The 24,850-nt window shown below is 51.7% G+C and carries 22 protein-coding genes; 13 read left to right on the plus strand and 9 right to left on the minus strand.

Annotated features, from left to right (window positions below):
- Nucleotides 1–97 precede the first annotated feature (97 nt).
- Entirely contained in the window at nt 98–1,207 is a 1,110-nt protein-coding gene (locus AAIG39_RS12190; RefSeq protein WP_343193955.1) for an anion transporter, read from the minus strand.
- Complete coding sequence (gene mntR / locus AAIG39_RS12195) at nt 1,204–1,674, minus strand: manganese-binding transcriptional regulator MntR (RefSeq protein WP_090086953.1); 471 nt, start codon at nt 1,672–1,674, stop codon at nt 1,204–1,206. The genes AAIG39_RS12190 and mntR overlap by 4 nt, the downstream gene beginning before the upstream one ends.
- 192 nt (nt 1,675–1,866) lie before the next feature.
- On the opposite strand from mntR, the gene mntS reads away from it, so the two are divergent.
- On the plus strand, nt 1,867–1,995 hold the full coding sequence (gene mntS / locus AAIG39_RS12200; protein ID WP_090086951.1) for a manganase accumulation protein MntS: 129 nt from the start codon (nt 1,867–1,869) through the stop codon (nt 1,993–1,995).
- Nucleotides 1,996–2,272: 277 nt separating this feature from the next.
- A complete protein-coding gene (locus AAIG39_RS12205) occupies nt 2,273–3,856 on the plus strand; it encodes a phosphoethanolamine transferase (RefSeq protein ID WP_090086949.1) in 1,584 nt (527 codons plus the stop codon).
- Between the two features lie 66 nt (nt 3,857–3,922).
- Here the strand turns inward: AAIG39_RS12205 and ompX are convergent, their stop codons facing one another.
- Nucleotides 3,923–4,435: an outer membrane protein OmpX gene (gene ompX, locus AAIG39_RS12210; RefSeq protein ID WP_090086947.1), complete on the minus strand. Its 513-nt coding sequence runs from the start codon at nt 4,433–4,435 to the stop codon at nt 3,923–3,925.
- A 353-nt stretch (nt 4,436–4,788) separates the two neighbouring features.
- Between ompX and rhtA the strand changes: the two genes are divergently transcribed.
- From rhtA to ybiO, 6 genes are all read left to right on the plus strand, one after another.
- Nucleotides 4,789–5,676: a threonine/homoserine exporter RhtA gene (rhtA, locus tag AAIG39_RS12215; protein ID WP_249568638.1), complete on the plus strand. Its 888-nt coding sequence runs from the start codon at nt 4,789–4,791 to the stop codon at nt 5,674–5,676.
- A gap of 298 nt (nt 5,677–5,974) precedes the next feature.
- Nucleotides 5,975–6,478 (plus strand): DNA starvation/stationary phase protection protein Dps, encoded by a 504-nt coding sequence (dps, locus tag AAIG39_RS12220; protein ID WP_090086942.1) that lies wholly within the window; start codon nt 5,975–5,977, stop codon nt 6,476–6,478.
- A 375-nt stretch (nt 6,479–6,853) separates the two neighbouring features.
- Nucleotides 6,854–7,597 carry a glutamine ABC transporter substrate-binding protein GlnH gene (glnH, locus tag AAIG39_RS12225; protein ID WP_090086940.1) on the plus strand — a complete coding sequence of 248 codons (744 nt, stop codon included), beginning with the start codon at nt 6,854–6,856 and terminating at the stop codon, nt 7,595–7,597.
- Between the two features lie 137 nt (nt 7,598–7,734).
- Entirely contained in the window at nt 7,735–8,394 is a 660-nt protein-coding gene (glnP, locus tag AAIG39_RS12230; RefSeq protein ID WP_090086937.1) for a glutamine ABC transporter permease GlnP, read from the plus strand.
- Nucleotides 8,391–9,113: a glutamine ABC transporter ATP-binding protein GlnQ gene (gene glnQ, locus AAIG39_RS12235; protein ID WP_039077206.1), complete on the plus strand. Its 723-nt coding sequence runs from the start codon at nt 8,391–8,393 to the stop codon at nt 9,111–9,113. Before glnP ends, glnQ begins: the two co-directional genes overlap by 4 nt.
- 131 nt (nt 9,114–9,244) lie before the next feature.
- Nucleotides 9,245–11,482 carry a mechanosensitive channel protein gene (ybiO, locus tag AAIG39_RS12240; protein WP_343193956.1) on the plus strand — a complete coding sequence of 746 codons (2,238 nt, stop codon included), beginning with the start codon at nt 9,245–9,247 and terminating at the stop codon, nt 11,480–11,482.
- Here ybiO and rlmF read toward each other — a convergent pair.
- A complete protein-coding gene (rlmF, locus tag AAIG39_RS12245) occupies nt 11,445–12,407 on the minus strand; it encodes a 23S rRNA (adenine(1618)-N(6))-methyltransferase RlmF (protein WP_343193957.1) in 963 nt (320 codons plus the stop codon). The genes ybiO and rlmF overlap by 38 nt on opposite strands.
- Before the next feature lie 95 nt (nt 12,408–12,502).
- On the opposite strand from rlmF, the gene AAIG39_RS12250 reads away from it, so the two are divergent.
- The 3 genes from AAIG39_RS12250 to ybiJ all read left to right on the plus strand — a co-directional run bounded on the left by AAIG39_RS12250 (nt 12,503) and on the right by ybiJ (nt 14,469).
- Nucleotides 12,503–13,117, plus strand: coding sequence for a flavin reductase family protein (locus AAIG39_RS12250; protein ID WP_090086932.1), 615 nt, complete (start codon nt 12,503–12,505; stop codon nt 13,115–13,117).
- Nucleotides 13,118–13,657: 540 nt separating this feature from the next.
- Nucleotides 13,658–13,924 carry a DksA/TraR family C4-type zinc finger protein gene (locus AAIG39_RS12255; protein WP_039077210.1) on the plus strand — a complete coding sequence of 89 codons (267 nt, stop codon included), beginning with the start codon at nt 13,658–13,660 and terminating at the stop codon, nt 13,922–13,924.
- A 284-nt stretch (nt 13,925–14,208) separates the two neighbouring features.
- Nucleotides 14,209–14,469: a DUF1471 family protein YbiJ gene (ybiJ, locus tag AAIG39_RS12260; protein WP_090086930.1), complete on the plus strand. Its 261-nt coding sequence runs from the start codon at nt 14,209–14,211 to the stop codon at nt 14,467–14,469.
- Between the two features lie 121 nt (nt 14,470–14,590).
- Here ybiJ and ybiB read toward each other — a convergent pair whose 3' ends face one another.
- The 5 genes from ybiB to AAIG39_RS12285 form a co-directional block, all read right to left on the minus strand.
- The gene (gene ybiB / locus AAIG39_RS12265) at nt 14,591–15,553 is read right to left on the minus strand and encodes a DNA-binding protein YbiB (RefSeq protein ID WP_090086928.1); all 963 of its coding nucleotides are present in this window, start codon (nt 15,551–15,553) and stop codon (nt 14,591–14,593) included.
- A 25-nt stretch (nt 15,554–15,578) separates the two neighbouring features.
- Nucleotides 15,579–17,720, minus strand: a complete 2,142-nt coding sequence (gene dinG / locus AAIG39_RS12270; RefSeq protein WP_343193958.1) for an ATP-dependent DNA helicase DinG — start codon at nt 17,718–17,720, stop codon at nt 15,579–15,581.
- A gap of 121 nt (nt 17,721–17,841) precedes the next feature.
- Nucleotides 17,842–19,167, minus strand: coding sequence for a 6-phospho-alpha-glucosidase (locus AAIG39_RS12275; RefSeq protein ID WP_090086924.1), 1,326 nt, complete (start codon nt 19,165–19,167; stop codon nt 17,842–17,844).
- Nucleotides 19,168–19,180: 13 nt separating this feature from the next.
- Complete coding sequence (locus tag AAIG39_RS12280) at nt 19,181–20,788, minus strand: PTS transporter subunit EIIC (protein ID WP_090086922.1); 1,608 nt, start codon at nt 20,786–20,788, stop codon at nt 19,181–19,183.
- Between the two features lie 123 nt (nt 20,789–20,911).
- Entirely contained in the window at nt 20,912–21,646 is a 735-nt protein-coding gene (locus tag AAIG39_RS12285; RefSeq protein WP_343193959.1) for a GntR family transcriptional regulator, read from the minus strand.
- A 296-nt stretch (nt 21,647–21,942) separates the two neighbouring features.
- Here AAIG39_RS12285 and licT point away from each other — a divergent pair, with 296 nt between their 5' ends.
- Entirely contained in the window at nt 21,943–22,797 is an 855-nt protein-coding gene (gene licT, locus AAIG39_RS12290) for a BglG family transcription antiterminator LicT (RefSeq protein ID WP_343193960.1), read from the plus strand.
- A gap of 204 nt (nt 22,798–23,001) precedes the next feature.
- The gene (locus AAIG39_RS12295; RefSeq protein ID WP_343193961.1) at nt 23,002–24,843 is read left to right on the plus strand and encodes a beta-glucoside-specific PTS transporter subunit IIABC; all 1,842 of its coding nucleotides are present in this window, start codon (nt 23,002–23,004) and stop codon (nt 24,841–24,843) included.
- The last annotated feature ends 7 nt before the right edge of the window (nt 24,844–24,850 follow it).

Consider the following 24,850-nt stretch of genomic DNA (forward strand, 5'->3'; position numbering starts at 1 on the left):
TCGCAACAGTCCTGTCAGTGAACGGCGTCACAGTTACGCCGTTTACTAAACTTAGGCGGTTGCTATACATTTTCCAGGATAAACTGACAAATCAGCACTATCTGAGAAGTAGTAATCCGTAGCCGACCAGTGCGGCCCACAGCAGCATGGGAAGGGAATAAACATGAAAGCGCCACCAGATGCGCCGATCGTTCGCCATTCGCAAGGCGATTAAATTCGCCAGTGAACCAGGCAACAGGCCAAAACCACCGACATTGACCGCCCAGGCCAGCAAGGTATCTGGCGGCACATAATTGAGCAACAAAATGGTCGCCGGCACATTACTGATAAACTGCGACAGACCAATGGCGGTTAACCACAGACCGGAAGGCGAAAGCTGGCTGGTGTCGGTTAAAATATGATGCAACGCGGGCAGTTGGATCAGCAAATGGACGTCGATAAACATAGCGATAAATACCAGCAGCAACGTCCAGTCCACGCTCAACACAACACGTCGTGCGAGCAATAAGAAGCCCACACCCACCGCGACCAGACCCCACAGCTCCTGTTTTAGCTCCAGCGCCGTAATAAAGACCAGGTAAAAGCCCAGACAGCTCCAGACCAGCCTGGGCTGCCAGTCCGGGTTTTTAACGCCGCTATGGTAGTTAAGCGCCTTACTGGAAAAACAGAACCAGCACAGTGCCAGCAGTGTCGCCATCATCGCCAGTGCCAGCGGCGTCATCTGCCAGATAAAGGCCGGGAATGACATCCCGGAACGTCCCCAAATCAGGATATTTTGCGGGTTGCCAATGGGGGTTAGTAACGAACCCGCGTTTACGGCCAGCGCCTCAAAAATGATTAACCGATTGACCGGAATTTCACAGAGTTTTTTTAAAGTGATGGTAAGCGGCACCACAATAAACAGCGCCACGTCGTTGGTCAGGAAGGTTGAAAGCAGCGCCGCCGCCAGGACCATAAACATGGCCAGTTGCCGTTCGGTGTGAAAACGCCGCACCATGCGACGCCCCAGCACATCAAAATAGCCGCTCAGTTCCACGCCTTTGGTCAGCAGCATCAAACCGCTGAGGGTAATAATGGTGTGCCAGTCAATAGCACCCGGCCAGGTGGCGGGCGCAAAAGGAACAGCAAAACAGAGACCCAAACCAATAATCAGCAGGAGGTGCAAAAAGCGATCGCGCAGCAACGCGCGAAAGAATGGGAGATTCATTCAGACGGCAACCCTTGTTGCAAAGTGAACAGACGAAAACGCTCAAGCGTTTCTTCACTGACGTGGTGTTCCATTCCTTCCGCGTCACGACGGGCGATTTCCGGGCTTACGCCCAGCACCAGTAAAAAGCTTTCAACAATTTGATGACGCTCGCGGCTGGCCTGCGCGAGCCTCTCCCCTTCCGGCGTCAAAAACACCCCGCGCCATGGAATTTGCTCAATCAGTCCTACCGTCGCCAGTCGCTTTAACATTTTTGCCACTGTTGGCTGTGAAACACCAAGCCGCGCTGCCATATCCACCTGGCGGGCTTCGCCCACTTCATGGATTAAATCTGAAATCAATTCAACATAATCGTCGATCAGCTCGCGGCGATGCGCTTCGCGCACCTGACGAAAGCCTTCAACATGTTCTTCAACATTTACCAGCGTCACTTTTTTTATTGTTTGCTTACCTGCGCGACGGTTCATTGTGCTTCCTCTGAGGTGTGACGCGATACCCGCATCATATAAGAGAAGGCACATTGTAAACCATAGGTGAACCAGCACAAAAAATTAACGTCTTAGCCATAGCTATAAAATATAGCCTGTGCTATATCTGTATGTAATACGTTCAACCTGACATGGATGGCCGGGAGTGAACAAATCAGTAAGGAGGTCAACATGAACGAATTTCAGAGGTGCATGAGCGTGTTTACTCACTCCCCGTTTCAAGTTCGTCTGCTGCTGCTGAACATGCTGTGTGATATGTTTAACGGCAAGCCACAGAAAGACGATAAAAGTTCTCATTAATGCGGCGTCGCGGTACGCCGCTTCATTTTTCCGTCACATTCACCCGTTATAATCGGATTGCCCGCACATAATTTTCACTTATTTGTTTGATTTGCAACCGCCCTCCCAAAACGACACGGTAGCAGGTGTTGACCTTCAGCACGGCTAACTTTATCTTTGCGCAGCCCTGCACAAATTGCGGCTCGCAGAAGCGGACCTCTTTCCCTCTCCACGCACTGTCCGGCAGGTTTTGACCCTTTCGCCAGGGTGAGCACATGGCGTTTTCGTGAAGTAATCTATGAGCATAATCCTTAAAGAATCCGTTGCCTTCCGCAGCCAGACAATCAATCCGTGGACAGGTTTCTATTTTCTCCAGTCAATGTTGATTAATTTTGCTCTTGGTTATGAATTTAGTGTCCTGTACGCCGTGGTCTTTACCTGTGCTCTGTGCGTACTGTGGCGACATGCGCCCCGGGCGCAAAAAATTGTCATTGGTATTACGTCACTCGTCGCCGCCTGCTATTTCCCGTTTGGTCAGGCCTATGGCGCACCGAACTTTAATACCCTGCTGGCCCTGCACTCGACCAATATGGAAGAGTCGACGGAAATTCTGACGATTTTCCCATGGCATCATTACGCTATCGGCGCGTTTATTTTTGCGCTGGGTATTGTGTCGATGCGTCGCCGGGTAACGCAGCCGTCAACCCCGTGGCTCAAATGGGATACGCTCGGCGTGGTATTTTGCGTCGCATCCTATTTTATTGGCCCTGTGCAAAACCACTTCCGCGGCTTTGAGTTCAGACTGATTGATACCGGTGTTCCGGTCCTGCGCTTCGTTCGCGATGTCGCGGTGAACAACTATGAAGTGGTGAAAGAGCAGGAAAACATGGCGCAGCTCGCCAGCATGAAGGACACCTGGACTGTCCTTGGCGTCAAACCGAAGTATCATACCTATGTAGTGGTGATTGGCGAGAGCGTACGCCGTGACGCGGCGGGCGCCTTTGGCGGCCACTGGAACAATACACCGTTCGAAAGCCAGGCCAATGGCACGTTCTTTATGGATTACATCTCTGCCAGCGGTTCGACCCAGAAATCGCTGGGCCTGACGCTCAACCGTGTGGTAGATGATAAGCCGCAGTATCAGGATAATTTTGTTACCCTCGCAAACCGCGCGGGCTTTCAGACCTGGTGGTTCTCTAATCAGGGGCAGATCGGCGAGTATGACACTGCAATTGCCAGTATCGCGAAGCGTGCAGATGAAGTGCAGTTCCTGAAAAGCGGTGATTTCGAAGCGGATAAAAATACCCGTGATGAAGATTTGCTTAAGCTGACCAATCAGGTACTGGCTACCAAACGCACCCAGCCGCAGTTGATTGTGCTGCATCTGATGGGCTCACACCCGTCAACCTGCGAGCGCTCCGGCGGTAAATACAGCGAGTTCGTGCAGTCAAAAGAGACCTCTTGCTACCTCTATTCCATCACCGCAACGGATGAACTGTTGGGTAAACTCTACTCCCAACTGGTTGCCACGAATGACAGTTTCTCTATGGTTTATTTCTCTGACCACGGGCTGACATTCAGGGAGCGCGGGACGGACGTGCAATATCTGGCACATGACGACCTGTTTAAACAAAACTTCCAGGTGCCGTTTATGGTACTGTCGAGCGATGACACGAAGCATCGGGAGATTAAAGCGCGCCGTTCAGCGAACGATTTCCTGAGCTTCTTCTCCCAGTGGACAGGCATCACCACCCAGGAGATTAAAAATTCGTACCCGTTCATGTCCGAGCAAAAAGTCGGGCCAGTGTACATTACCAACTTTAAGTTACAGAAAATTGACTATGACCGCCTGGCAACCGATGTTTTCGATACGCATCGTTAAGTGATTTCCTGAATAACAGGCAAAAAAAATCCGCCCCTTGAGGCGGATTTTTTATTGCCAGCCGAATTAGAAACGGTAGCCGACGCCTGCGATCCAGGTGCCTACGTCAACGCTACGAATGCGAGACTGCTCATAGGAGAAGTCCAGTGCAACGTTTTCCATCGGGTTGAACTGCAGACCCGCGCCATAGGAGAAACCGTAGTCGCTGGTATCTGAAGTTTTAGCCGTGTCAACGGTCTGCTGGAATTTACCGTAGCCAACACCCACAACACCGTAGATGCTTGCCCAGTCGTTCAGACGGTAAGCCGGACCTGCAGTGATACCGTAGTACTGGCCTTTGTTATAGACGCCATCTTCAGTGCGATCTTTTTCAGTGTACGTGAAGGAGCCAATAACACCCAGCGGGTTGTCGTCCTGCTCGTAGCGGTATTTCAGGTTGAAGCCGTTTGCTTTGTTCGCTACGCCCTGAGCGTCGCTCTGCGCGTAACCACCGCTAACAGTGGAAGTTGCTGCAAAAGCGGAACCTGCGGATACCGCCAGAACAGCGGCCAGTGCTGAAAGACATGCAATTTTTTTCATAACCACCTCAAATGTGCTTCAAGTAAATCCTAAGATTTAAATATATCAAAAATTGTTAAGAAACTCTTTGGGATAAACGATGTCTAAAGAGCCATTTCATGTAACAGAACATTTCACACGTTTACTAACTCTTTCATTAAACGAACGTTTTTCCGCAGAACATGCCATTATGGAGCTTAATACCCGGCATGTTCATCCAGATTATTCCTAATCAACCTGGTTAATTAACCATCAGATGTCATCTATTTTACCTATTTTCAGCCGCTGTTTTTCAACAAAGTCTCAACCAGCCGGGGCTATTTCAAGTAGACTGCAAGTTTTACTTTGATTGACACAATTTGACAGGAGAAAGGATGCCTGGGTCGTCTCGTAAGATACCTGTGTGGTTATCAGTATTGGTGTTGCTCGTCGCGATGTGCTCTATACAGGGGGGCGCATCCCTGGCAAAATCGCTGTTTCCGATAGTGGGCGCACCGGGCATGACTGCGCTACGTCTGGCGCTGGGGACGCTTATCCTGGTGGTGATTTTTAAACCCTGGCGTCTGCGTTTTACCCGCGAACAGCGCCTGCCGTTACTGGCTTATGGTTTATCGCTGGGTGCGATGAACTATATGTTTTATCTCTCTATTCAGACGATACCTTTGGGTATAGCGGTTGCACTGGAGTTTGTCGGTCCTCTCTCCGTTGCCCTTTTTGGCTCCCGCCGCCCTATTGATTTTTTATGGGTTATTATGGCGGTGCTGGGTCTGTGGTATTTATTACCGCTTGGTGACAATGTTTCCCATGTGGATTTAGCCGGTGCGGCATATGCGCTGGGAGCGGGCGCATGCTGGGCTGTTTATATTATTTCCGGTCATAAAGCCGGAGAAGAACATGGCCCGGCGACCGTTGCCCTGGGTTCATTAATAGCGGCACTGGTATTTGTACCTTTAGGAACTTTCCAGTCCGGCGCAGCATTATGGCAATGGTCTGTGCTGCCGTTGGGCATTGCGGTTGCAATATTATCGACCGCCCTGCCTTATTCGCTGGAAATGATTGCCCTCACCCGCCTGCCTACGCGTACCTTTGGTACCCTGATGAGCATGGAACCGGCCCTGGCAGCGGTATCTGGCATGATATTCTTAAATGAAACGCTTACTCTTCAACAAGTTGCCGCATTGATGTGCATCGTGATCGCCTCAACAGGCTCAACCATGACGCTACGCAGAGAAGTTAAAGTCGAGAAAGTTGATATAGGTTAATAATTATTATTCAGCATGGTTATCATATCATGCTGAATAAGCATTCATGCCAATAAACTTTGTTCTGCAACGATAAATTGTCACATTTCAATATATATTTTTACATCCCTATCCCACGGCACTGATAATTTATTCGCGCCGCGATAGTACGAAATAGTAATTATTCTCTGCCATTATGCCCTTATGTTTACCGCTGCTATTGAACCGATAGGTATATCCAAAACAGCAATCAAAAATCTGGTGCTATACTTAGTTTCGATAATTACCTGGGACACAAACATCAAGAGGATATGAGATTATGAGTACCGCTAAACTGGTTAAAACGAAAGCGTCTAATCTGCTTTATACCCGTAACGATGTATCAGACAGCGATAAAAAAGCGACTATCGAGTTACTTAATCGCCAGGTGATCCAGTTCATTGACCTGTCCCTGATCACGAAACAGGCTCACTGGAATATGCGCGGTGCTAACTTCATCGCCGTTCACGAAATGCTCGACGGCTTCCGTACCGCGCTCGTAGATCACCTTGATACCATGGCAGAACGTGCCGTGCAGTTGGGTGGCGTCGCACTTGGCACGACGCAAGTTATCAATAGCAAGACTGCACTGAAAAGCTACCCGCTGGATATCCATAGCGTGCAGGAGCACCTGAAAGAGCTGGCTGACCGTTATGCCATCGTAGCGAATGATGTGCGTAAAGCCATCAGCGAAGCAAAAGATGAAGATACTGCCGATATCTTTACGGCCGCTTCACGGGACCTGGATAAATTCCTGTGGTTTATCGAATCCAACATTGAATAATCTTGCTCTCTGACATAGAGACTTCTGATGACCCCTTTGCCGCCCCGGCAAAGGGGTTTGCACTTTTTTGGTGCGCACTTTTATTTTTTCCTGCCTGAAACACCGCCAGACTGTTATCACCACTTCACAAAATTGTTAAGAAAAGATTGTTTAATGGTGCATTCCTGCGCTAAATAAAGATGATTTCTGTGCGAAATAGTTCTCCGCACCAATATGAAGCCCCAAAATAGTGCACAGCATTAATCACGCTTCATCAGGTGCACAGATTCTGAATGTCGTCTCTTTACAAAACAACGGGTTGTAAACCTGGCATGATTTTTTCATACTGCGTACGTTCTCGCAGGGGATCGCCCCGTGGATATAAAAGGAAAAACTATGAAGTCTGTATTCAAACTTTCCCTGGCTACACTCGCTCTCGCCTTTGCTGTTTCTTCCCAGGCCGCAAATAAATTGGTTGTCGCAACCGACACTGCATTCGTTCCTTTCGAATTCAAGCAGGGTGATAAGTACGTCGGCTTCGACGTTGATCTGTGGGCCGCCATCGCGAAAGAACTGAAACTGGATTACGAGTTAAAGCCGATGGATTTCAGCGGCATCATCCCGGCTCTGCAAACTAAAAACGTTGACCTGGCGCTGGCCGGTATCACCATCACCGAAGAACGTAAGAAAGCAATCGAGTTCTCTGATGGCTACTACAAAAGCGGTCTGATGGTGATGGTTAAAGCCAACAACAACGACGTGAAAAGCGTCAAAGATCTCGACGGCAAAGTGGTCGCGGTGAAGAGCGGTACTGGTTCTGTTGATTACGCGAAAGCAAACATCAAAACCAAAGACCTGCGTCAGTTCCCGAACATTGATAACGCCTACATGGAACTGGGCACTAACCGTGCTGATGCAGTTCTGCACGATACCCCGAACATCCTGTATTTCATCAAAACCGCAGGCAACGGTCAGTTCAAAGCGGTAGGCGACTCACTGGAAGCCCAGCAGTACGGTATCGCGTTCCCGAAAGGTAGCGACGAGCTGCGTGAAAAAGTGAACGGTGCGCTGAAAACACTGCGCGATAACGGTACTTATAACGAAATCTATAAAAAATGGTTCGGTACCGAGCCTAAATAATAATTTGTTCTGTGCAGTAGGGTTGCCCGGCAGCGCTAAGCTTACCGCGCCTACGTAAGCAGACTTATCACCCGTAGGCCGGGAAACCGGCACTATGGGTGTTTGTACATTTCCACCACGGTTTACAGGAACTCATCATGCAGTTTGACTGGAGTGCCATCTGGCCTGCCATTCCGCTTCTGATTGAAGGCGCAAAAATGACGCTTTGGATCTCGGTCCTTGGCTTAGCTGGCGGCTTGATTATTGGACTGGCGGCAGGTTTCGCACGCACTTTTGGCGGCTGGATCGCCAACCACATCGCACTCGTTTTTATTGAGATTATTCGCGGTACCCCGATTGTTGTTCAGGTGATGTTTATCTACTTCGCCCTGCCAATGGCATTCAACGATTTGCGTATTGACCCCTTTAGCGCCGCCGTCATCACCATCATGATTAACTCAGGCGCATACATCGCGGAAATCACGCGCGGTGCGGTGCTGTCCATTCATAAAGGTTTTCGTGAAGCAGGCCTGGCACTGGGGCTATCTAAGGGCGAAACCATCCGCCACGTTATCCTGCCATTAGCGCTGCGTCGTATGCTGCCACCGCTGGGTAACCAATGGATCATCAGCATAAAAGACACTTCCCTGTTTATTGTTATCGGCGTCGCCGAGCTGACCCGTCAGGGCCAGGAGATCATCGCCGGCAACTTCCGCGCCCTGGAAATCTGGAGCGCCGTTGCGGTTGTCTATCTGATCATTACTCTGGTGCTGAGCTTTATTTTGCGTCGTCTTGAAAGAAGGATGAAAATCCTGTGATTGAATTTAAAAATGTCTCCAAGCACTTTGGTCAAACCCAGGTGCTGCATAACATCGACCTGAACATTACCCAGGGCGAAGTCGTGGTTATTATCGGGCCGTCGGGTTCCGGTAAATCAACCCTGCTGCGCTGCATCAACAAACTCGAAGAGATCACCAGCGGTGAGTTGATTGTTGATGGCCTGAAAGTGAACGATCCAAAAGTTGATGAGCGTCTGATCCGTCAGGAAGCTGGCATGGTGTTCCAGCAGTTTTATCTGTTCCCGCATCTGACCGCGCTGGAAAACGTTATGTTTGGCCCTCTGCGCGTGCGCGGTGCGAAAAAAGACGAAGCCGAGAAGCTGGCCAAAGAGCTGCTGGCGAAAGTAGGGCTTGCCGAGCGTGCACATCACTATCCGTCTGAGTTGTCCGGCGGGCAGCAGCAGCGTGTGGCTATCGCTCGTGCGCTGGCGGTAAAACCGAAGATGATGCTGTTTGATGAGCCGACCTCCGCACTCGACCCGGAACTGCGCCATGAGGTACTTAAAGTCATGCAGGATCTGGCCGAAGAAGGGATGACAATGGTTATCGTGACGCACGAAATCGGCTTTGCCGAGAAAGTTGCCTCTCGACTGATCTTTATTGATAAAGGCCGGATTGCCGAAGACGGCAACCCGCAGACGCTTATCGAGAATCCCCCGAGCCCGCGCTTACAGGAATTCCTGCAGCACGTCTCCTGAATCGTCTCTACCCTCTTCCCGTCGGGAAGAGGGTATTCTCCCCTTCTCCCCCGGATTTATCTCATTTCCTTCGACGGGTTTCCCGCCATCTATACTTGTCATTTTGCTGGACTTTCTCGCCGGAGGCACCCATGCCGTGGATCCTGTTACTCATCAGTCTGTTTTGGCTGCCCGCTCAGGCGGCTGGCATTCCCGGCGTGACAACCGGGACCACGAGCACACAGCCGATTGCCGAAACTCCTGCCCCTGATATCGAACAAAAAAAAGCCGCCTATGCTGCGCTGGCAGATGTGCTGGATAACCAGCAATCACGCCAGGAGCTGATTGACCAGCTGCGTAAAGTCGCGGCGACACCACCGCAGGAACCTGTTCCCGTTATTACGCCCCCCCAAATCGTTGAGCAGAAAACGGTACTGGAGAACGTCACGGAAGTCAGCAGCCGCTACGGCGAGGAGTTTGCGTCGCGGTTTGCTCAACTCTATCGCAACATTACCAGCTCCCCGCACAAAGCGTTTAATCCTGAAACCTTTACCAGTGCCGCCGGACATTTTTTACTGCTCGCCGTACTGGTATTCGCCTTCTGGCTGCTGGTGCGCCTTAGCGTGATGCCGCTATATCGCAAGATGGGCTACTGGGGGCGCAATAAAAACCGGGAGCGAAATAACTGGCTACAGCTCCCGGCAATGATTATCGGCGCGTTTATTATCGACCTGCTGTTACTGGCGCTGACGCTGTTTGTCGGTCAGATCCTCAGCGCAAATCTGAATAACGGAAACAGGACCATCGCCTTTCAGCAAAGCCTGTTTTTAAACGCTTTTGCCCTGATTGAATTCTTTAAAGCCATCCTGCGACTTATTTTCTGCCCGCGTATTGCAGAACTGCGCCCATTTCGCATCGAGAACGACACCGCCCGCTACTGGCATCTGCGCCTTAGTGCGCTAAGCAGTCTGATTGGCTACGGTCTGCTTGTCGCCGTCCCGATTATCTCCAATCAGGTAAATGTGCAGGTGGGCGCGCTGGCTAACGTGACCATCATGCTCTGTATTACCGTCTGGGCGTTATATCTGATCTTTCGCAATAAGCGCATTATCCAGCACAACCTGATCCATCTTGCGGATCACTCGCTTGCCTTTTTTAGCCTGTTTATACGTGCTCTTGCGCTTATCTGGCACTGGCTCGCCAGCGCGTACTTCATCGTGCTGTTCTTCTTCTCGCTCTTTGATCCCGGCAATAGCCTGAAATTTATGATGGGGGCGTCATTAAACAGCCTGTCGATTTTAAGTATCGCGGCTTTCCTTTCGGGAATGCTTTCGCGCTGGTTAAATAAGACCATAACCCTCTCACCGCAGGTGCAACGTAACTATCCGGAACTGCAAAAGCGGCTTAACGGCTGGCTTTCTGCGTCGATGAAAGCGGCGCGTATTCTCATTGTTTGCACCACCGTAATGTTGTTGCTCAACGCCTGGGGGCTGTTCGATTTCTGGTACTGGCTGAGCTACGGCGCAGGCGAGAAAACGGTCGATATCATTATTCGCATCGCGCTGATTCTGTTCTTCTCCGCCGTGGGCTGGACGCTGCTGGCAAGCATTATCGAAAACCGCCTCGCCTCGGATATTCACGGCAGACCGCTTCCCAGCGCACGCACCCGTACCCTGTTAACTCTGTTCCGTAATGCGCTGGCGGTGGTAATCAGTACCATCACCGTGATGATTGTGCTCTCGGAGATAGGCGTTAATATCGCGCCGCTGCTGGCCGGAGCCGGGGCGCTGGGTCTGGCGATTTCATTTGGTTCGCAAACACTGGTGAAAGATATTATTACCGGCATCTTTATTCAGTTCGAAAATGGGATGAATACCGGAGATCTTGTGACCATTGGCCCGCTCACCGGGACGGTGGAACGTATGTCCATCCGTTCCGTTGGAGTACGCCAGGATACCGGGGCGTACCACATTATTCCGTGGTCATCGATAACCACCTTTGCCAACTTCGTGCGCGGAATTGGTTCGGTTGTCGCCAACTATGATGTGGATCGCCACGAGAACACGGAAAAAGCGAGTCAGGCGTTGAAAGATGCCGTCGCGGAAATGATGGAGATGGAGGATATTCGCGGGCTGATTATTGGCGAACCGACATTTGCCGGGCTGGTAGGGTTAACCAATACCGCCTTTACACTGCGTGTGACATGCACCACACTGCCGCTCAAACAGTGGACGGTGCGCTTCGCGCTGGACAGCATGGTGAAAAAACACTTCGATTTAGCCGATGTTCGCGCACCCGTACAAACCTACCAGATACTGCCCATGCCGGGCAGTACCCCTGCGCCACAAACGGTTAACGCGCCGCAGCCGCCTGTTGAGCCTGCACCTTAAAGCGGGTTTGCGCCCAGCGCTTGCGCTGGGCCTCGTCCTGAAAGGTCCAGGCGATAAAGCGGCTCTGCTTCTGCCCCTGCGCCATCTCTTTCTTCACCACGTTAACGGCACCAGCCTGCGTCAGCGCGCGATAAAGCGGCGGTAAATTATCACCACGGGAGACCAGAGAGGTAAACCACAGCACCTGACGCGCGAACTGTTTACTCTCATCAATCATTTTACTGATAAACGCCACTTCTCCGCCCTCGCACCACAGCTCCTGCTGCTGGCCGCCGAAGTTGAGCGTCGCGTCATTATCAAGCCCAAGATTGCGGCGCTTACGCTCACTGCCCGCCTGCGCGGCCTGGGCACTGTCGTGAAAAGGAGGGTTACAGAGCGTGGCATCATACTGCTCATTTTTATGGATAATGCCCGCAAGGATCGCCGCCGGATCTTTTTGTCGCCGTAAGCGTACTGCACGGCTCAGGCCCGGGTTGGCATTGATGATCGCCTGTGCGCTGGCGAATGCGGCATTGTCGACTTCACTGCCGGTAAAGCGCCAGCCATATTCATGGGTACCAATCAGCGGATAGATACAGTTTGCCCCGGTGCCGATATCAAGCACGCTGGCCTGCGATGGAACGACCCCGTCGCTGTTCTGGGCGAGCAAATCGGCAAGATGGTGAATATAGTCAGCGCGGCCCGGGACCGGCGGGCAAAGAAAGCCCGGCGGAATATCCCACTCTTTTACGCCATAAAAGTGCGCCAGCAACGCTTTGTTCAGTGCCTTCACTGCCAGCGGATCGGTGAAATTCACCGTCGGTTCGCCCGCCGGACTGGTCATTATAAATTCACGCAATAGGGGCATCGTGGCGCAAAGGGCGTCAAGATCGTAGCGGCTGTGGTGACGGTTACGCGGGTGCAATCCCGGCTTCTGGGCTTTCATGGCATTCTCCTGTTGGCAGCGGCGTAAGATACCCGTTGACGGCGGCAGGGTAAATAAGTGAGGCTAAAGAAACTCGCTTTCCACAGGGACTCGCAATGTATTTTTACGAACCGTCTCAAGGCCATGGCCTGCCTCACGACCCGCTCAATGCCATTATCGGCCCCCGGCCTATCGGCTGGATTTCCTCGCTGGATGGTGAAGGACGGCAAAATCTCGCACCGTACAGCTTCTTTAACTGTTTCAATTATCGCCCGCCTGTTATCGGCTTCGCCAGCAGCGGCTGGAAAGACAGCGTGCGCAATATCTGTGAGACCAAAGAATTCGTCTGGAATTTAACGACCCGCGCGCTGGCGGAACGCATGAACGAGACATCTGCCTCACTGCCACACGGGGAAGATGAGTTCGCGTTTAGTGGCCTGACGCCGCTTGCAAGCCGCATCATTAAAGCGCCGCGTGTCGCGGAGAGCCCGGTGCATTTTGAGTGCCGCTTATCCCAGTGCATTCAACTGACTAAAGCAAACGGTGAGGCGCTGGACAGCTGGCTGGTACTGGGTGAGGCAGTCGCCATTCATATTGATGAATCGCTGCTGGAAAATGGCATATACCAGACGTCCAAAGCGCAGCCGATTCTGCGCGCAGGTGGCCCGACGGCCTATTACACCGTTACCGACGCGCAGCGTTTTGATATGCGTCGTCCGGATGATCGCTAAGGCGTACACCACATCCCCGACTATGCAGGTACTGAGTTAATGCCGTTCAGTTAACAAACTGAGCGGCATTTTATTTATGGGGTATTCAACGGCGAAATCCATCTAACAATTTGCAGAATTTTCGCAGCAAGGTGCTGAGTCCCTGCTGAAATCGGTAGACGTAAACCCTGTGGCAAGGTCAGGGCGCGATGGAGGGCGGCCAGAGGTTTGTCGGAACAGGACAACATCATCCTGAGTGATTATGAATATCACAACACGCTGGCCCGAAAGGCGAGCTCCGGGGGGTGAGTAACACGAATCAAACCGACCGCAGGCAGGAGATGGGCGTCGAACGTAGTGCGAACCAGATGTGGCCGCCGGGATTGTTAAGGAAGCCGCCTCACGTAATCAACTGCTATCGAAAAGTCTCAGAAGTTATGGTGAATGGGGCATTGCCGCTGAACGACTGATTCCTGAACGTTTAACACCCACCTATTGAAATGGCGAACACTTGCATAAATATTATACTGATATGTTGTTACTCATTCAGGAGAAAACACAATGGCATCAGGTTGGGCAAATGACGGGGCAGTACAGGATCAAATAGACAGCACTATTGAAGATGCGGTGGCGCGTGCGCGTCATGACCTGCCGAAAGGAGAAAGCCTTAAAGAGTGTGCAGAGTGTGGGGAACCGATTCCGGAAGCCCGTCGCAAGGCGATTCCAGGCGTACGTTTCTGCCTGCAATGCCAGCAACAGAAAGATTTACATAACTCTACACATGCAGGATATAATCGTAGAGGATCGAAGGATAGCCAGCTTCGTTGACTGTTCTTTACCTTTTTCCTCAGCGCAAGCGGTTGCTTTTTTGCGCACAAAATTTCGCAGATAAAGTAGCATTCTGTGCCAAAAAAAATTCCCCACCTGCCAAAACGGCAAAATACATAATCTCCATGAATAAATCACAATAATTTCAATAACCTGTGGCTTGTTCAATTTTTTAGAACAAGGTCGTCAATTCTCTTAGATTTTCTCTCTCGCAAAAAACCGTGATACTTATCACATCGACGGAACAACGTCCCCTTAACAGAATAACCTGCGAGATTATGACCATGAAAACCATCAAATATGCTGTAGCCGCCATCGCTCTTTCAACCCTTTCTTTCGGTGCCTTTGCAGCACAAGCCATCAGCCCTGCACAGGCGCAGAACATGAATAAAGTGGGTGTGGTTTCTGCAGACGGCGCGACCACGCTGGACGGTCTTGAAGCACAGCTGGCTGAGAAAGCAGCCGCTGCTGGCGCAACGGGTTACAGCATCACCTCCGCTAACAGCAATAACAAAATGAGCGGTACGGCGGTTATTTACAAATAAGAATGTTTTACCCCGTCGGCGACCCTCCGGCGGGCACTGCTCCAACCCTCATTGACCCTGTTGTTGTTACCCTTTTTGGCCCGTCCAGTGATGAGACGGGCTTTTTTTCGTTTAACCGCAGTTAAAAACTTTCTTCGATACGGGCTAATGCGCTCTCAAGGGTCTCCGATTCTCCGGTTGCCACCAGACAGCACGCCATCTCGATTTTTAGCGACTGAGGAACGGGCTCACTTCCGGCAAGGCAGCGTTCAATCCATTTTGCGGTGGTTTCGGCATCTTTGGCCGCAGGCAGAATGACATCCGCCAGGGCATCCTGACGTTCATAGATAACGCGCGCCCCCTGCCTGTCAATCAGACTGATTTGCGGACAGCGTTGTGGGTTGGCGTAAACCTCCCCTTCCGTTCCGTGCATCAGCAAACCTCGACCACCGATATCGCTAAAGAATTTACTCACGCGCGGGACATATTCGGGATGCGATACGCTGGAAAGGCGCAGCGCGGCGTCTTTCTCAAACGGCGTAACCAGTTTCGCCAGCGTATGCGCACTGTTACGCACACCCATTATCCAGCGCAGCGCCAGCTGTTTTTCCAGCGGCGGGCACAGCGCGCTCACAGGAATATACACCGGGTGGTGTCCATCGAGCCGTGCCTGAGCCTGGCCGGCATGGTGGGTAGCTTCAATGCCTAACAGTGCGAAAATGGTTTCGCTGACTACCCGCGTCGGATCCTCGCTCACGCCGTGGACTACCACCGGGAAACCCAGTTTGTGTAATAAAATAGCCAGTAGTGGCGTCAGATTTGCCTGTTTACGTGCACCGTTATAGGTAGGAATGACGATCGGCATGGGTTTCGCCACCGGCGGCGTCAGACGCATCGCGCGTTGCTGCATTGCCTCGTAAAAACCGAGCATTTCCGCTTCGCCCTCGCCTTTAATACGCAGAGCTATCAGGATGCTCCCCAATTCCAGATCGGGTACATCGCCATCCAGCATCCGGGCGTAAAGCCCCCGGGCGGTATCAAAATCCAGATCGCGGGCATGATTTTTCCCCCGGCCAATCTCTTTAATGATTTTGCGGTAATCCATCAAAACTCCTCACAGGCTCACAATATCAGCGGCGCTTACGGCGGCTTTGTTTCGGTTTCTTCACTATAACGTCTGGTACAGCAGGTTGGGAAATAGGAAAAACCGGCAGCGCGTCCAGCAGACGTTTGCCGTAACTTTTACTGAGCAGACGGTTATCATAAATCACCACTTCACCGTGGCAACTGTGGCTACGTATTAAACGTCCCACCTGCTGAATCAGTGTAAAGGAGGCGCTGGGGAGACTTTGCACCTCGAAAGGATAGCGATTGAGGCTTTTAAGCCATTCACCTTCGGTGATAACCACAGGGCTGTCGACAGGCGGGAAGGCGATTTTATGGATATGCACCTGAGTCAGGTAGTCGCCTTTTAAATCAAGCCCTTCCGCAAAGGATTGCAGCCCTACCAGCACGCTGCGCTCGCCATCGTCGATACGTTTGCGGTGTAGTTCCACCAGCCGGTAGCGTGGCTGATCGCCCTGCACCAGCAGCAACAGACGCAGGTCGGTAACAAACGTCAAAAATAGCTGCATTGCCCGCTGGCTGGCAAATAAGACCAGCATCCCTTTGTGGGCTTTACTTTCTACCTGTTCGCGGAACCAGGCCGCCATCTCGGCGAGGTGCTCCGCCTCGTTTTCAACCAGCGGGGCATAGCGCATTTGCGGAATGACAATTTTGCCTTGCTCAACATGATTAAACGGCGAATCCAGAGTGACGAAGCGGTCCCCTGCTTTTTCTTTCAGCCCGCTCATCTCCTGCAGGCGTGAAAAACTGTTCAACGAACGCAGAGTGGCAGAAGTCACAACGATATGCGGCACGCTGCGCCAGAGCAATTTTTCCAGCTGATCGCTGACGCGAATGCCGACACAGTGGAAGTACATATGCAGTTGTCCGTCGCGTACTTCCCGGGTCGCCCATTTCGTCACCGGCGCGCCAGAGGCCTGCACCATTGCCGCCAGCCGCCATAATTTGCTCTGCGCCTCAAACATTCCCAGCGCCCGGTTCATTTGCAGCAGAACCCGGTGCAGACGCACGATGTCGTGACTTCCTGTTTTCTCGCTCAGGTCGTTGAGAAACAGTTCCGCCAGCCCGCGCAGCATATCAGTGAGTTTGGCCAGCCGCTGACAAATAGCCATTACTTCGTCGGGCAACTCTCCCATCGTAAACCGATGTTCCGTCTCCTGAGCGGCGGGCATATACAAATTGAGGATGTTGTTAAGCGAAGCAATCAACTCACCGAGCTCTTCGCAGTGGGCATTCAGGCGCTCGTGCGTCGCCAGCGGTGGCGTGGTTTTAGGGCGAAATTGCTCAAGGCAGGTCGCTACCAGTTTGCAGAACAGATCAAGCTGCAGGCGAAACCAGGGGGCAGTAATCTCCGCACTCATCTCCAGCGCATCACGTGCCACATCCGGCAAATGGTGGCCTTCATCCAGCACCAGCAACATGTTTTTTGGCTCCGGCAGCACCGCCTCGCTTTCCATCGCAGCCATCACTAATGCATGGTTAGCAACCACCACTTCGGCTTCCTGGATTTCACGCCGGGCGACAAAGAACGGGCATTCACGATAGTAGTGACAATTCCGATTGAGACAGCTGGCTTTGTCGGTGCTGAGCCTCCGCCAGAGATCGTCTTCGATAGCCTGATCCGTATGATCGCGTAAACCGTCCCACTTGTAGCTATCGAGATCGGCTTTTAGTTTCGCGCAGCGCTTCTGCTCTTCCTGATTATTAGGGGTTAGTTCGTCATCCAGAAAGGCCAGCAAATCCTGTTGTGAAGGTTCAGTGCTCGCCAGCGCGGTCAGATTACGCGGGCAGACGTAACGCCCGCGCCCAAAAGCGGCGGTAAAGCGTAAATCGGGGATAATTTTGCGCAATAGCGGCAAATCTTTACTAAAGATCTGATCCTGCAAGGCGACGTTGGCGGTGCTGACCACCAGCGTTTTTTGTTCTTCACGGGCGATAGCAATACCGGGAATGAGGTACGACAGCGTCTTACCAACTCCCGTCGGCGCTTCAATTGCCAGATGCCGCCCCTCTTCCCCGGCGAGCGTTTTCGCCACATCAGCAATCATCTGCCGCTGCGGTGCGCGAGGAATAAAATCCGGAATCTGTTGTTGCAACGCCTTATACCAGGCGGCAATTTGCGCTTTTAGCGCGGCGGTGAGGGCCATCAGCAAACCTGAAACACTGTATAAACAGCCACTATTGTGGCATTTTTCACGTTTCAGGGGTAACGCTTTTTCGTATTCTGGAAAGTAGCCCGAAAAAAGGAGCCCGCAGGCTCCCTTTCACTTATTTCAATTCCGGCCAGTAGTCTCGGTTGGCCTCAATCAACGCATCAAGCACTTTGCGCGCTTTCCTGGCGTCGACAATCGTCCGGTTTAAGGTCAATGCCTGCAGGGCTTTGGTATAGGAACCTTCAAACCAGGCTTCAACCGTCAGGCGCTCATAGGCAAACTGTTGTTCGATTAGCCCCTTATAGAAGACTGGAATTTTACCTACGCCATATGGACGCGGGCCGTTGCTGCCTACTTCCGCCGTCAGTTCAACCATCACATCATCGTCCAGATTCTCGACCAGACCGTTGTTCGGCACCATGACGATGAATTTCTTTTTCAGGTTAAACGCAATGGCTTCGGCCAGTTCGACGATCATGTCTCCATGGGCGTCATTATGGACGACATGCACATTGCGCGTTGTTCCTTGCGCCACTGCCGTGCGGCACTCCTCGAACACCCTCTTCTCACGGCCATTGATCACTTCGTTGGCGCGGGTAAAGTTCGGGTCCAGTCTGGAGAACTTGTACTCCGGGTAGAGGTAGTATTGCAGATAGGTGTTTGGCAGATAATCCGGGAAATCGCGAAGCATGTCTGCCACCGCCGCGTAAGTATCAAGCCAGGACTGGTCGCGTTGTTCAGCATCTGCCGGAATAAACCCATTCTTCGCAATATACGCTTTTAACTCTGGCGCCAGATCGTGGCCGTTTTCATCGTACAGGTGGGTAAACCAGCCGAAGTGGTTGAGACCGAAATAGACAGGATCGAAAGTCGCCGGGTCGCGCTTTAACAAACGACCATAGGAGCGCAGCAGGTTTACCGGCTGGTCGCAGATATTGAGGATACGGTCGTCGTGCGGGAAACGCTTGTTGAGCGCATCGGCCACAATCGCTGCCGGATTGGTGTAGTTTAAGATCCAGGCACGCGGCGAACGGACGCGAACTTTTTCCACCAGGGCAATCATGTCGCGAATAGAACGCATGCCATAGGCAAACCCACCCGCCCCACAGGTTTCCTGACCAATCACACCAAGACTCAGCGGTATTTTTTCATCTTTCTCGCGCATGGCATAACCGCCAGTTCGCATCTGGCAAAAGATAAAATCCATATCGTTGAACGCAATATTTTCATCGCCGGTATAAATAAATTCCAGATCCGGATACTCTTCGCGAAAAAGAACTTTAGCATATTCACCTATGACCGCCTGACGTTCTTCATTAATATCGAACATCACCAGTTTCTTCAGCGGCAGACGCGTTTTCAGTTTACATAACGCTTTTAATAAGCCCGGCGTCCACGTGGAACCACCACCAACTAATACAATATTAAAAGAAGTTTTCATATCATCTGTTCTCTTATTGCGTCTGTTGAACAAGTAAATTTTGTTTCACGGCACTGGCGATACTTTCTACCTGTGGTCCGTAAATAACCTGGATATCGTTGTCGGTTGCGCGAATAAACCCGTTCGCCCCGCTTTGTTTAAGAATGGCCTCGTCGACTTTGTGCATATCTTTAATTTTCACGCGCAGGCGAGTGAAGCAGCAGTCCACATTCTGGATATTTTCTTTGCCGCCCAGGCCGGCGATAATTTTTGCCGTAGCGGCATCATCATCAACGAATTGGGCGCTATGTTGATGTACCATTTCGTCTTCTTCACGGCCCGGTGTTCTGGCGCTGGTGCGCAGAATAATCCACTTGAAAGCGAAGTAATAAACGGGGGCCCAAATACATCCCAGCAGCAAATCAAACCACCAGTGTGTTTTAGCGCCGCCCAGTACGCCGAAGACGATAAAATCAATAAAGCCGCCCTGGATATTGCCGATCATTACCTGCAAAAGCTGCGCGCAGGCAAAGGAGAGACCAGTCATCACCGCATGAAATAAAAACAGCAACGGTGAGACAAAAATAAAGCTGAATTCCAGAGGCTCAGTGATACCGGTGGTGAATGAAGCCAGCGCCCCGGCCATCATCAGGGCTTTCACCCGTTGCTTGTGCTCCGGCTTCGCACAGTGATACATCGCCAGCGCTGCCGCAGGCAGGCCGAACATCATCACCGGAATTTTCCCCTGCGCCAGGAAACGGGTTGCTTCTCGCACCACGTCATCAGCCAGCGCGCCAGGGTGAGCCAGCGCATAGTTGAAGATAGAGAGCGCACCAATCACGCTTTCATTGTCTACATGTACCATGCCACCCACCGGGGTGAAACGAACAGTTTCATTGAGGATGTGGTGCAAACCGGTGGGGATCAGGATGCGTTCAGTAAAGGCATAAATGAAAGTACCAAAGGGACCTGACTCGCCAATAAACTGGCCAAGATGGATAATCGCACTGGCAATAACCGGCCAGACCAGTGACATTAATACACCGATAATCGGCAGGACAATGACAGTAATAATAGGAACAAAGCGGCGGCCACCAAAATAGGCGATGGCCGCCGGGAGTTTAATCGTATAAAACCGGTTGTGCAGTATTACCGTAACCAGGCCAGAAATAACCCCACCCAGCACACTCATCTGATAAGAAAAAATCCCTAAGGTGTTGGCAAATTCAGCGGAATACATCACCGCATCGGTCTGGCTGTAGCCTTTTTCTAATAATGCGGCCACTGAGGTAGTTTGCGGCGTTAAACCTTGCGCCAGTAAGCTGTAATTAACGCCGACATGAAAAGTTATAAACCCAATAACGGCTGCCAGTGCCGCCGTGGGTTTTTCATCTCGCGCCAGGCCAATAGCCGCAGCAATCGCAAAAAGTAACGGCAAATTACCAAATAACGCCCCGGCGACTTTACGGATAAAACCGATAACCTGCTGCATCACTTCGGCATGGATAATACTTTCACCCACAATAGCTGGGTTTTGTAATGCCGCGGCCAGGCCGAGAAATATCCCTGCTGCGGCAATCACGGAAATCGGCATCATTAACGCCTTACCTAAATCCTGTAGAAACTCACCCGGTCGACTCATTGTTATTTTCCTTTAGGGCACTGGCTGAACATGGGATGGAGTATAGCCAGGGTGGATGTATAGTTGTCTAGCCCACTAAATTTAAAACGCGGTGGCGATCACAAAGTTAGCCCTTTGGTCGGCTCAGGGGCGTGCGGCGGTCAGGGTGAAACGATAGTGCTGCTGGTTGTAGTAGATCTCGGAGATCTCAAAAGGAATATTGTCGCGCAGAAAAGCTATCGAAGTGGCGTGAAGGACCGGTTCATCGCGGTTGATCCCCAGCATATCGCGTACCTGCTGCGAGGGGAGTTCAGCGCGGATCTCTTTTTCCGAACGCTCAACGGTAAACCCTTTGCGGCTGATATAAGCATATTTGGAACGGTTCAGATCCGCATCACTCAGATCGTCAAACGGGTCGCTGATCATCCATGATTGCTCAAAAACAAAGGGAATGTCCCCGACCAGACGCAGGCGCTGCATAAACCACACCTCGCCGCCAGGCGCAAGACGAAGCTTATCGGCAATGTCCTGCGAGGCAGCCTGATGACAAAGGCAAATCAGGCGGTTTACTACCGGCTCATTGAGACCCAGCGTCGCTTCACTTGAGGAAAGATGCCTGTCGAGCGGCAGGGAAATGCGCACGTTTTTACCCGATTGCACAACGAATGTCCCCTGCCCCCGGCGGCGCTCCACTTTGCCCTGACGTACCAGGTAATCCACTGCCTTGCGCGCCGTCATGCGGGAGATGGCAAACTGCTGACAAAGTTCGTTTTCAGAGGGAATAGCGTCGCCAGGTCTGAGTGAGCCCGCGGCAATCTGGCCGGTAAGGTATTGCTCAAGCTGTAAATAGACTGGCACGGTGGAATGTTTATCGATCATTGGCGCAACTCCCTCTTTCATGCAGGTATGGTAGCGACAGCAATGCAAAGTGACAATCTTTGTCCTTCACAGGCGACGTTTCAGCTGAAAAATGCTTTTCGCAAACCGGATCACAATTTGGCATACGAATCTACGCAACGCCTTTTGTCACATTGAATATTTTTCGTCACGGTGCTAGGTTTTAATTGCATTACGCTTGTTACCGACTATCGGGCAAAACCTAAATGCAGACTGAGGGGCTAATCTGCCCATATCTGTATTTACGTCTTGCCCGTTTTTGTTTTCAGGAGTTGGCGATGCTGGTCAAACAAATATTAAATAATAATGTTGTCAGCGCAGTGGATGAGGATGGTCTGGAGGTTATTTTAACCGGCCGTGGGCTGGGATTTAATACCCGCAACGGTGCCAGCATCAACCGCGACGCCATCGATAAAATATTCCGTCTGGAAGATTCACAAATTTCTGCCCGATTTAAAGATCTGGTCAGCGAAGTGCCGGTGGATATTTTGCAGGTCACTGCCGATATCATCACCCACGCCCGCAGCGTCCTTACGCACAAACTCAGCGACGGGCTCTATGTAACCCTTGCCGACCACCTGCATTTTGCGCTGCAACGTCAAAAAAACCATGAAATTCTGCCCAATCCGCTGGAGTGGGAAGTTCGCCATTTTTACACCGCAGAGTATGCCATTGGTCGCCAGGCGCTTGGGATGATTGTCGCACGCACCGGTACGCTTTTACCCGATAGCGAGGCCTGCAGTATCGCTTTGCATATTGTGAATGCAGGTCTCAACGATACGCTGGGAAATACCGCGCAAATTACGCGGCTTATTTATCAGTTACAAAATATTGTGAAGTATTTTTTTAATATTCCGCTTGATGAGCACAGTCTAAATTACCAGCGGTTTATTACCCATCTCAAGTTCTTTGCCCAACGGGTGATTGATGGGGTGGTGTTAAATAATGATGACGAGGAATTCTTTGCTCTGGTGCAACGTCGCTATCAGGCCACGTTAAAATGTGTCGAAGCAATGAATGAGTTTGTCAGCAAAAATTATCACCACGCCATGAGCAACTCGGAAAAGCTCTATCTTGCGGTGCACATTGAGAATATTGTGCAGCGCATATCGCCAGACGCGAAAAAAATATAGTTCGCAGGCGAAAACAGGCAGATGACGTCAGGGCACAAAACATCGCCCGACGTATGATGCGTTTTCATTCCATCCAGGCTTGTTACTGTTTATACCCGAAGTATGACGGGTAAATTCAGGCAAACCCCAGAGGAAACAAGGTTCCGGCAAATGCCGGTCATTGTGGATGAAGCCGGCTTTTGGCTTCAGTCTGGAGGAATTTTTATGAATTATCAGGACACTGCTCGCCAGATAATCAGCAAGATTGGCGGCAAAGAGAACATACTCTCGCTGTTTCACTGCATTACCCGTCTGCGTTTTCTGCTTAAAGACAACGACAAGGCCGACCGCCCGGCCCTCGAAGCCCTTGATGGCGTCATGGGTGTCAATATCTCCGGCGATCAGTTCCAGCTCATTATTGGTAACGACGTCGAACCCTTGTGTAAAGCCATTCTCGCAGAGCTTCCCGACCTCGACCATGCCGCTCGCCCCACCAAACGGCGTAATCCGGTTTCGGTCATACTGGAGGGTCTGTCGAGCATTTTTTCACCGATTATTCCGGCTATTGCCGGGGCCGGTATTCTGAAAGGCATGCTGGCGTTGATGGTAGCCATGCAGTGGGTGGAAACCACCAACCAGACCTATCAAATCCTGCTGGCAATCAGCGACGGCGTCTTTTACTTCATGCCATTAGCGCTCTCCTTTAGCGCGGCGAAAAAATTCGGTGCGAACCCTTACGTTGCGGTTGCGCTTGCCGCTGTTCTCTTTCACCCGGCTATCCAGACGTTGTTTAAAGCAGGCGCGCCGGTGAACTTTATCGGCTTGCCTGTTCCAACCGTGAATTACGCCTCAACGGTGATCCCGATTCTGCTTGCCGTGTGGTTACTCAGTCATGTTGAGCGCCTCATTGACCGCTTTATACCCGGCCCGCTGAAAACCATGTTTGTGCCGCTGCTGTGCCTGCTTATTGTCACGCCCATTACCCTTATCGTCATCGGCCCGGTGGGGATTTACACCGGGAATGCCCTCTCAGGCAGCATTATCTGGCTGGTGGAGAATATGGGTATCGTGGCCGGGGTGGTAGTAGGCGGCACCTTGTCGCTGATCATCATTACCGGCATGCACTATGTGATCGTGCCGATCATGATCAACAACATCAGTACCATGGGTTTCGACCCCATCAAGATCCTCTTTTACATTGCCAATCTCGGGCAGGCCGGTGCCGCCTTCGGCGTCTTCTTGCGCGCTCGCGATAAGAAGCTCAAATCACTGGCGTTGACCACCAGCTTTAGCGCCATGATGGGGATTACCGAACCAGCGATGTACGGGGTCAACATCCGCTATAAACGTCCATTTGCCGCAGCGCTGACAGGCGGGGCTTGCGGCGGTGCATTCGCCATGGCGATGGGGGTGAAAACCTACGCCTTCGCCTTAAGCGGTCTGCCCGGTCTTCCGGCGCTGGTAGGTCCCACTTTCTTATGGGCGCTGGTCAGTATTGCCATCTCATTTGTCTGTGCCGCCATTATTACAGTGATTCTGGGGTTTGAAGAGTCAACCCAGCCGGTCGTCGCAGGCGTGAGCCCCATGCCCATCGCCCGGTCAGAAGAGAAGCTGTTTGCGCCGGTAAGCGGCGAGCTAAAAGCGCTCAATACCCTGAGCGACCCGGTTTTTGCCGACGAGATTTTCGGCAAAGGGCTGGCAATTTTCCCCACCACCGGAGAGTTACGTTCCCCTGTCAACGGCAAGGTGGCCTCGGTCTTTGAAACCCATCACGCGCTGGCGCTGCAAAGCGATACCGGGGCAGAAATCCTGATTCATATCGGTATCGACACCGTCAAACTCGGTGGCAGGCACTTCACCAGCCATATCGAAGCCGGACAGGTTATCGAAGTGGGCGACCTGCTGGTCACCTTTGATCTCAACGCATTAAAAGCCGAAGGCATTGATGCGAGCGTCATCCTGGTGGTGACCAACAGTGAACACTACGGCGATATCAGCCCGGTTAAAGTGAATGGCGACATCGCCAGCCGCGACGAATTTCTGACACTGACCGCATCAGCGGCATGAGGAGCAA

This window comes from Phytobacter palmae, assembly GCF_039409775.1.
Lineage (GTDB): Bacteria > Pseudomonadota > Gammaproteobacteria > Enterobacterales > Enterobacteriaceae > Phytobacter > Phytobacter palmae.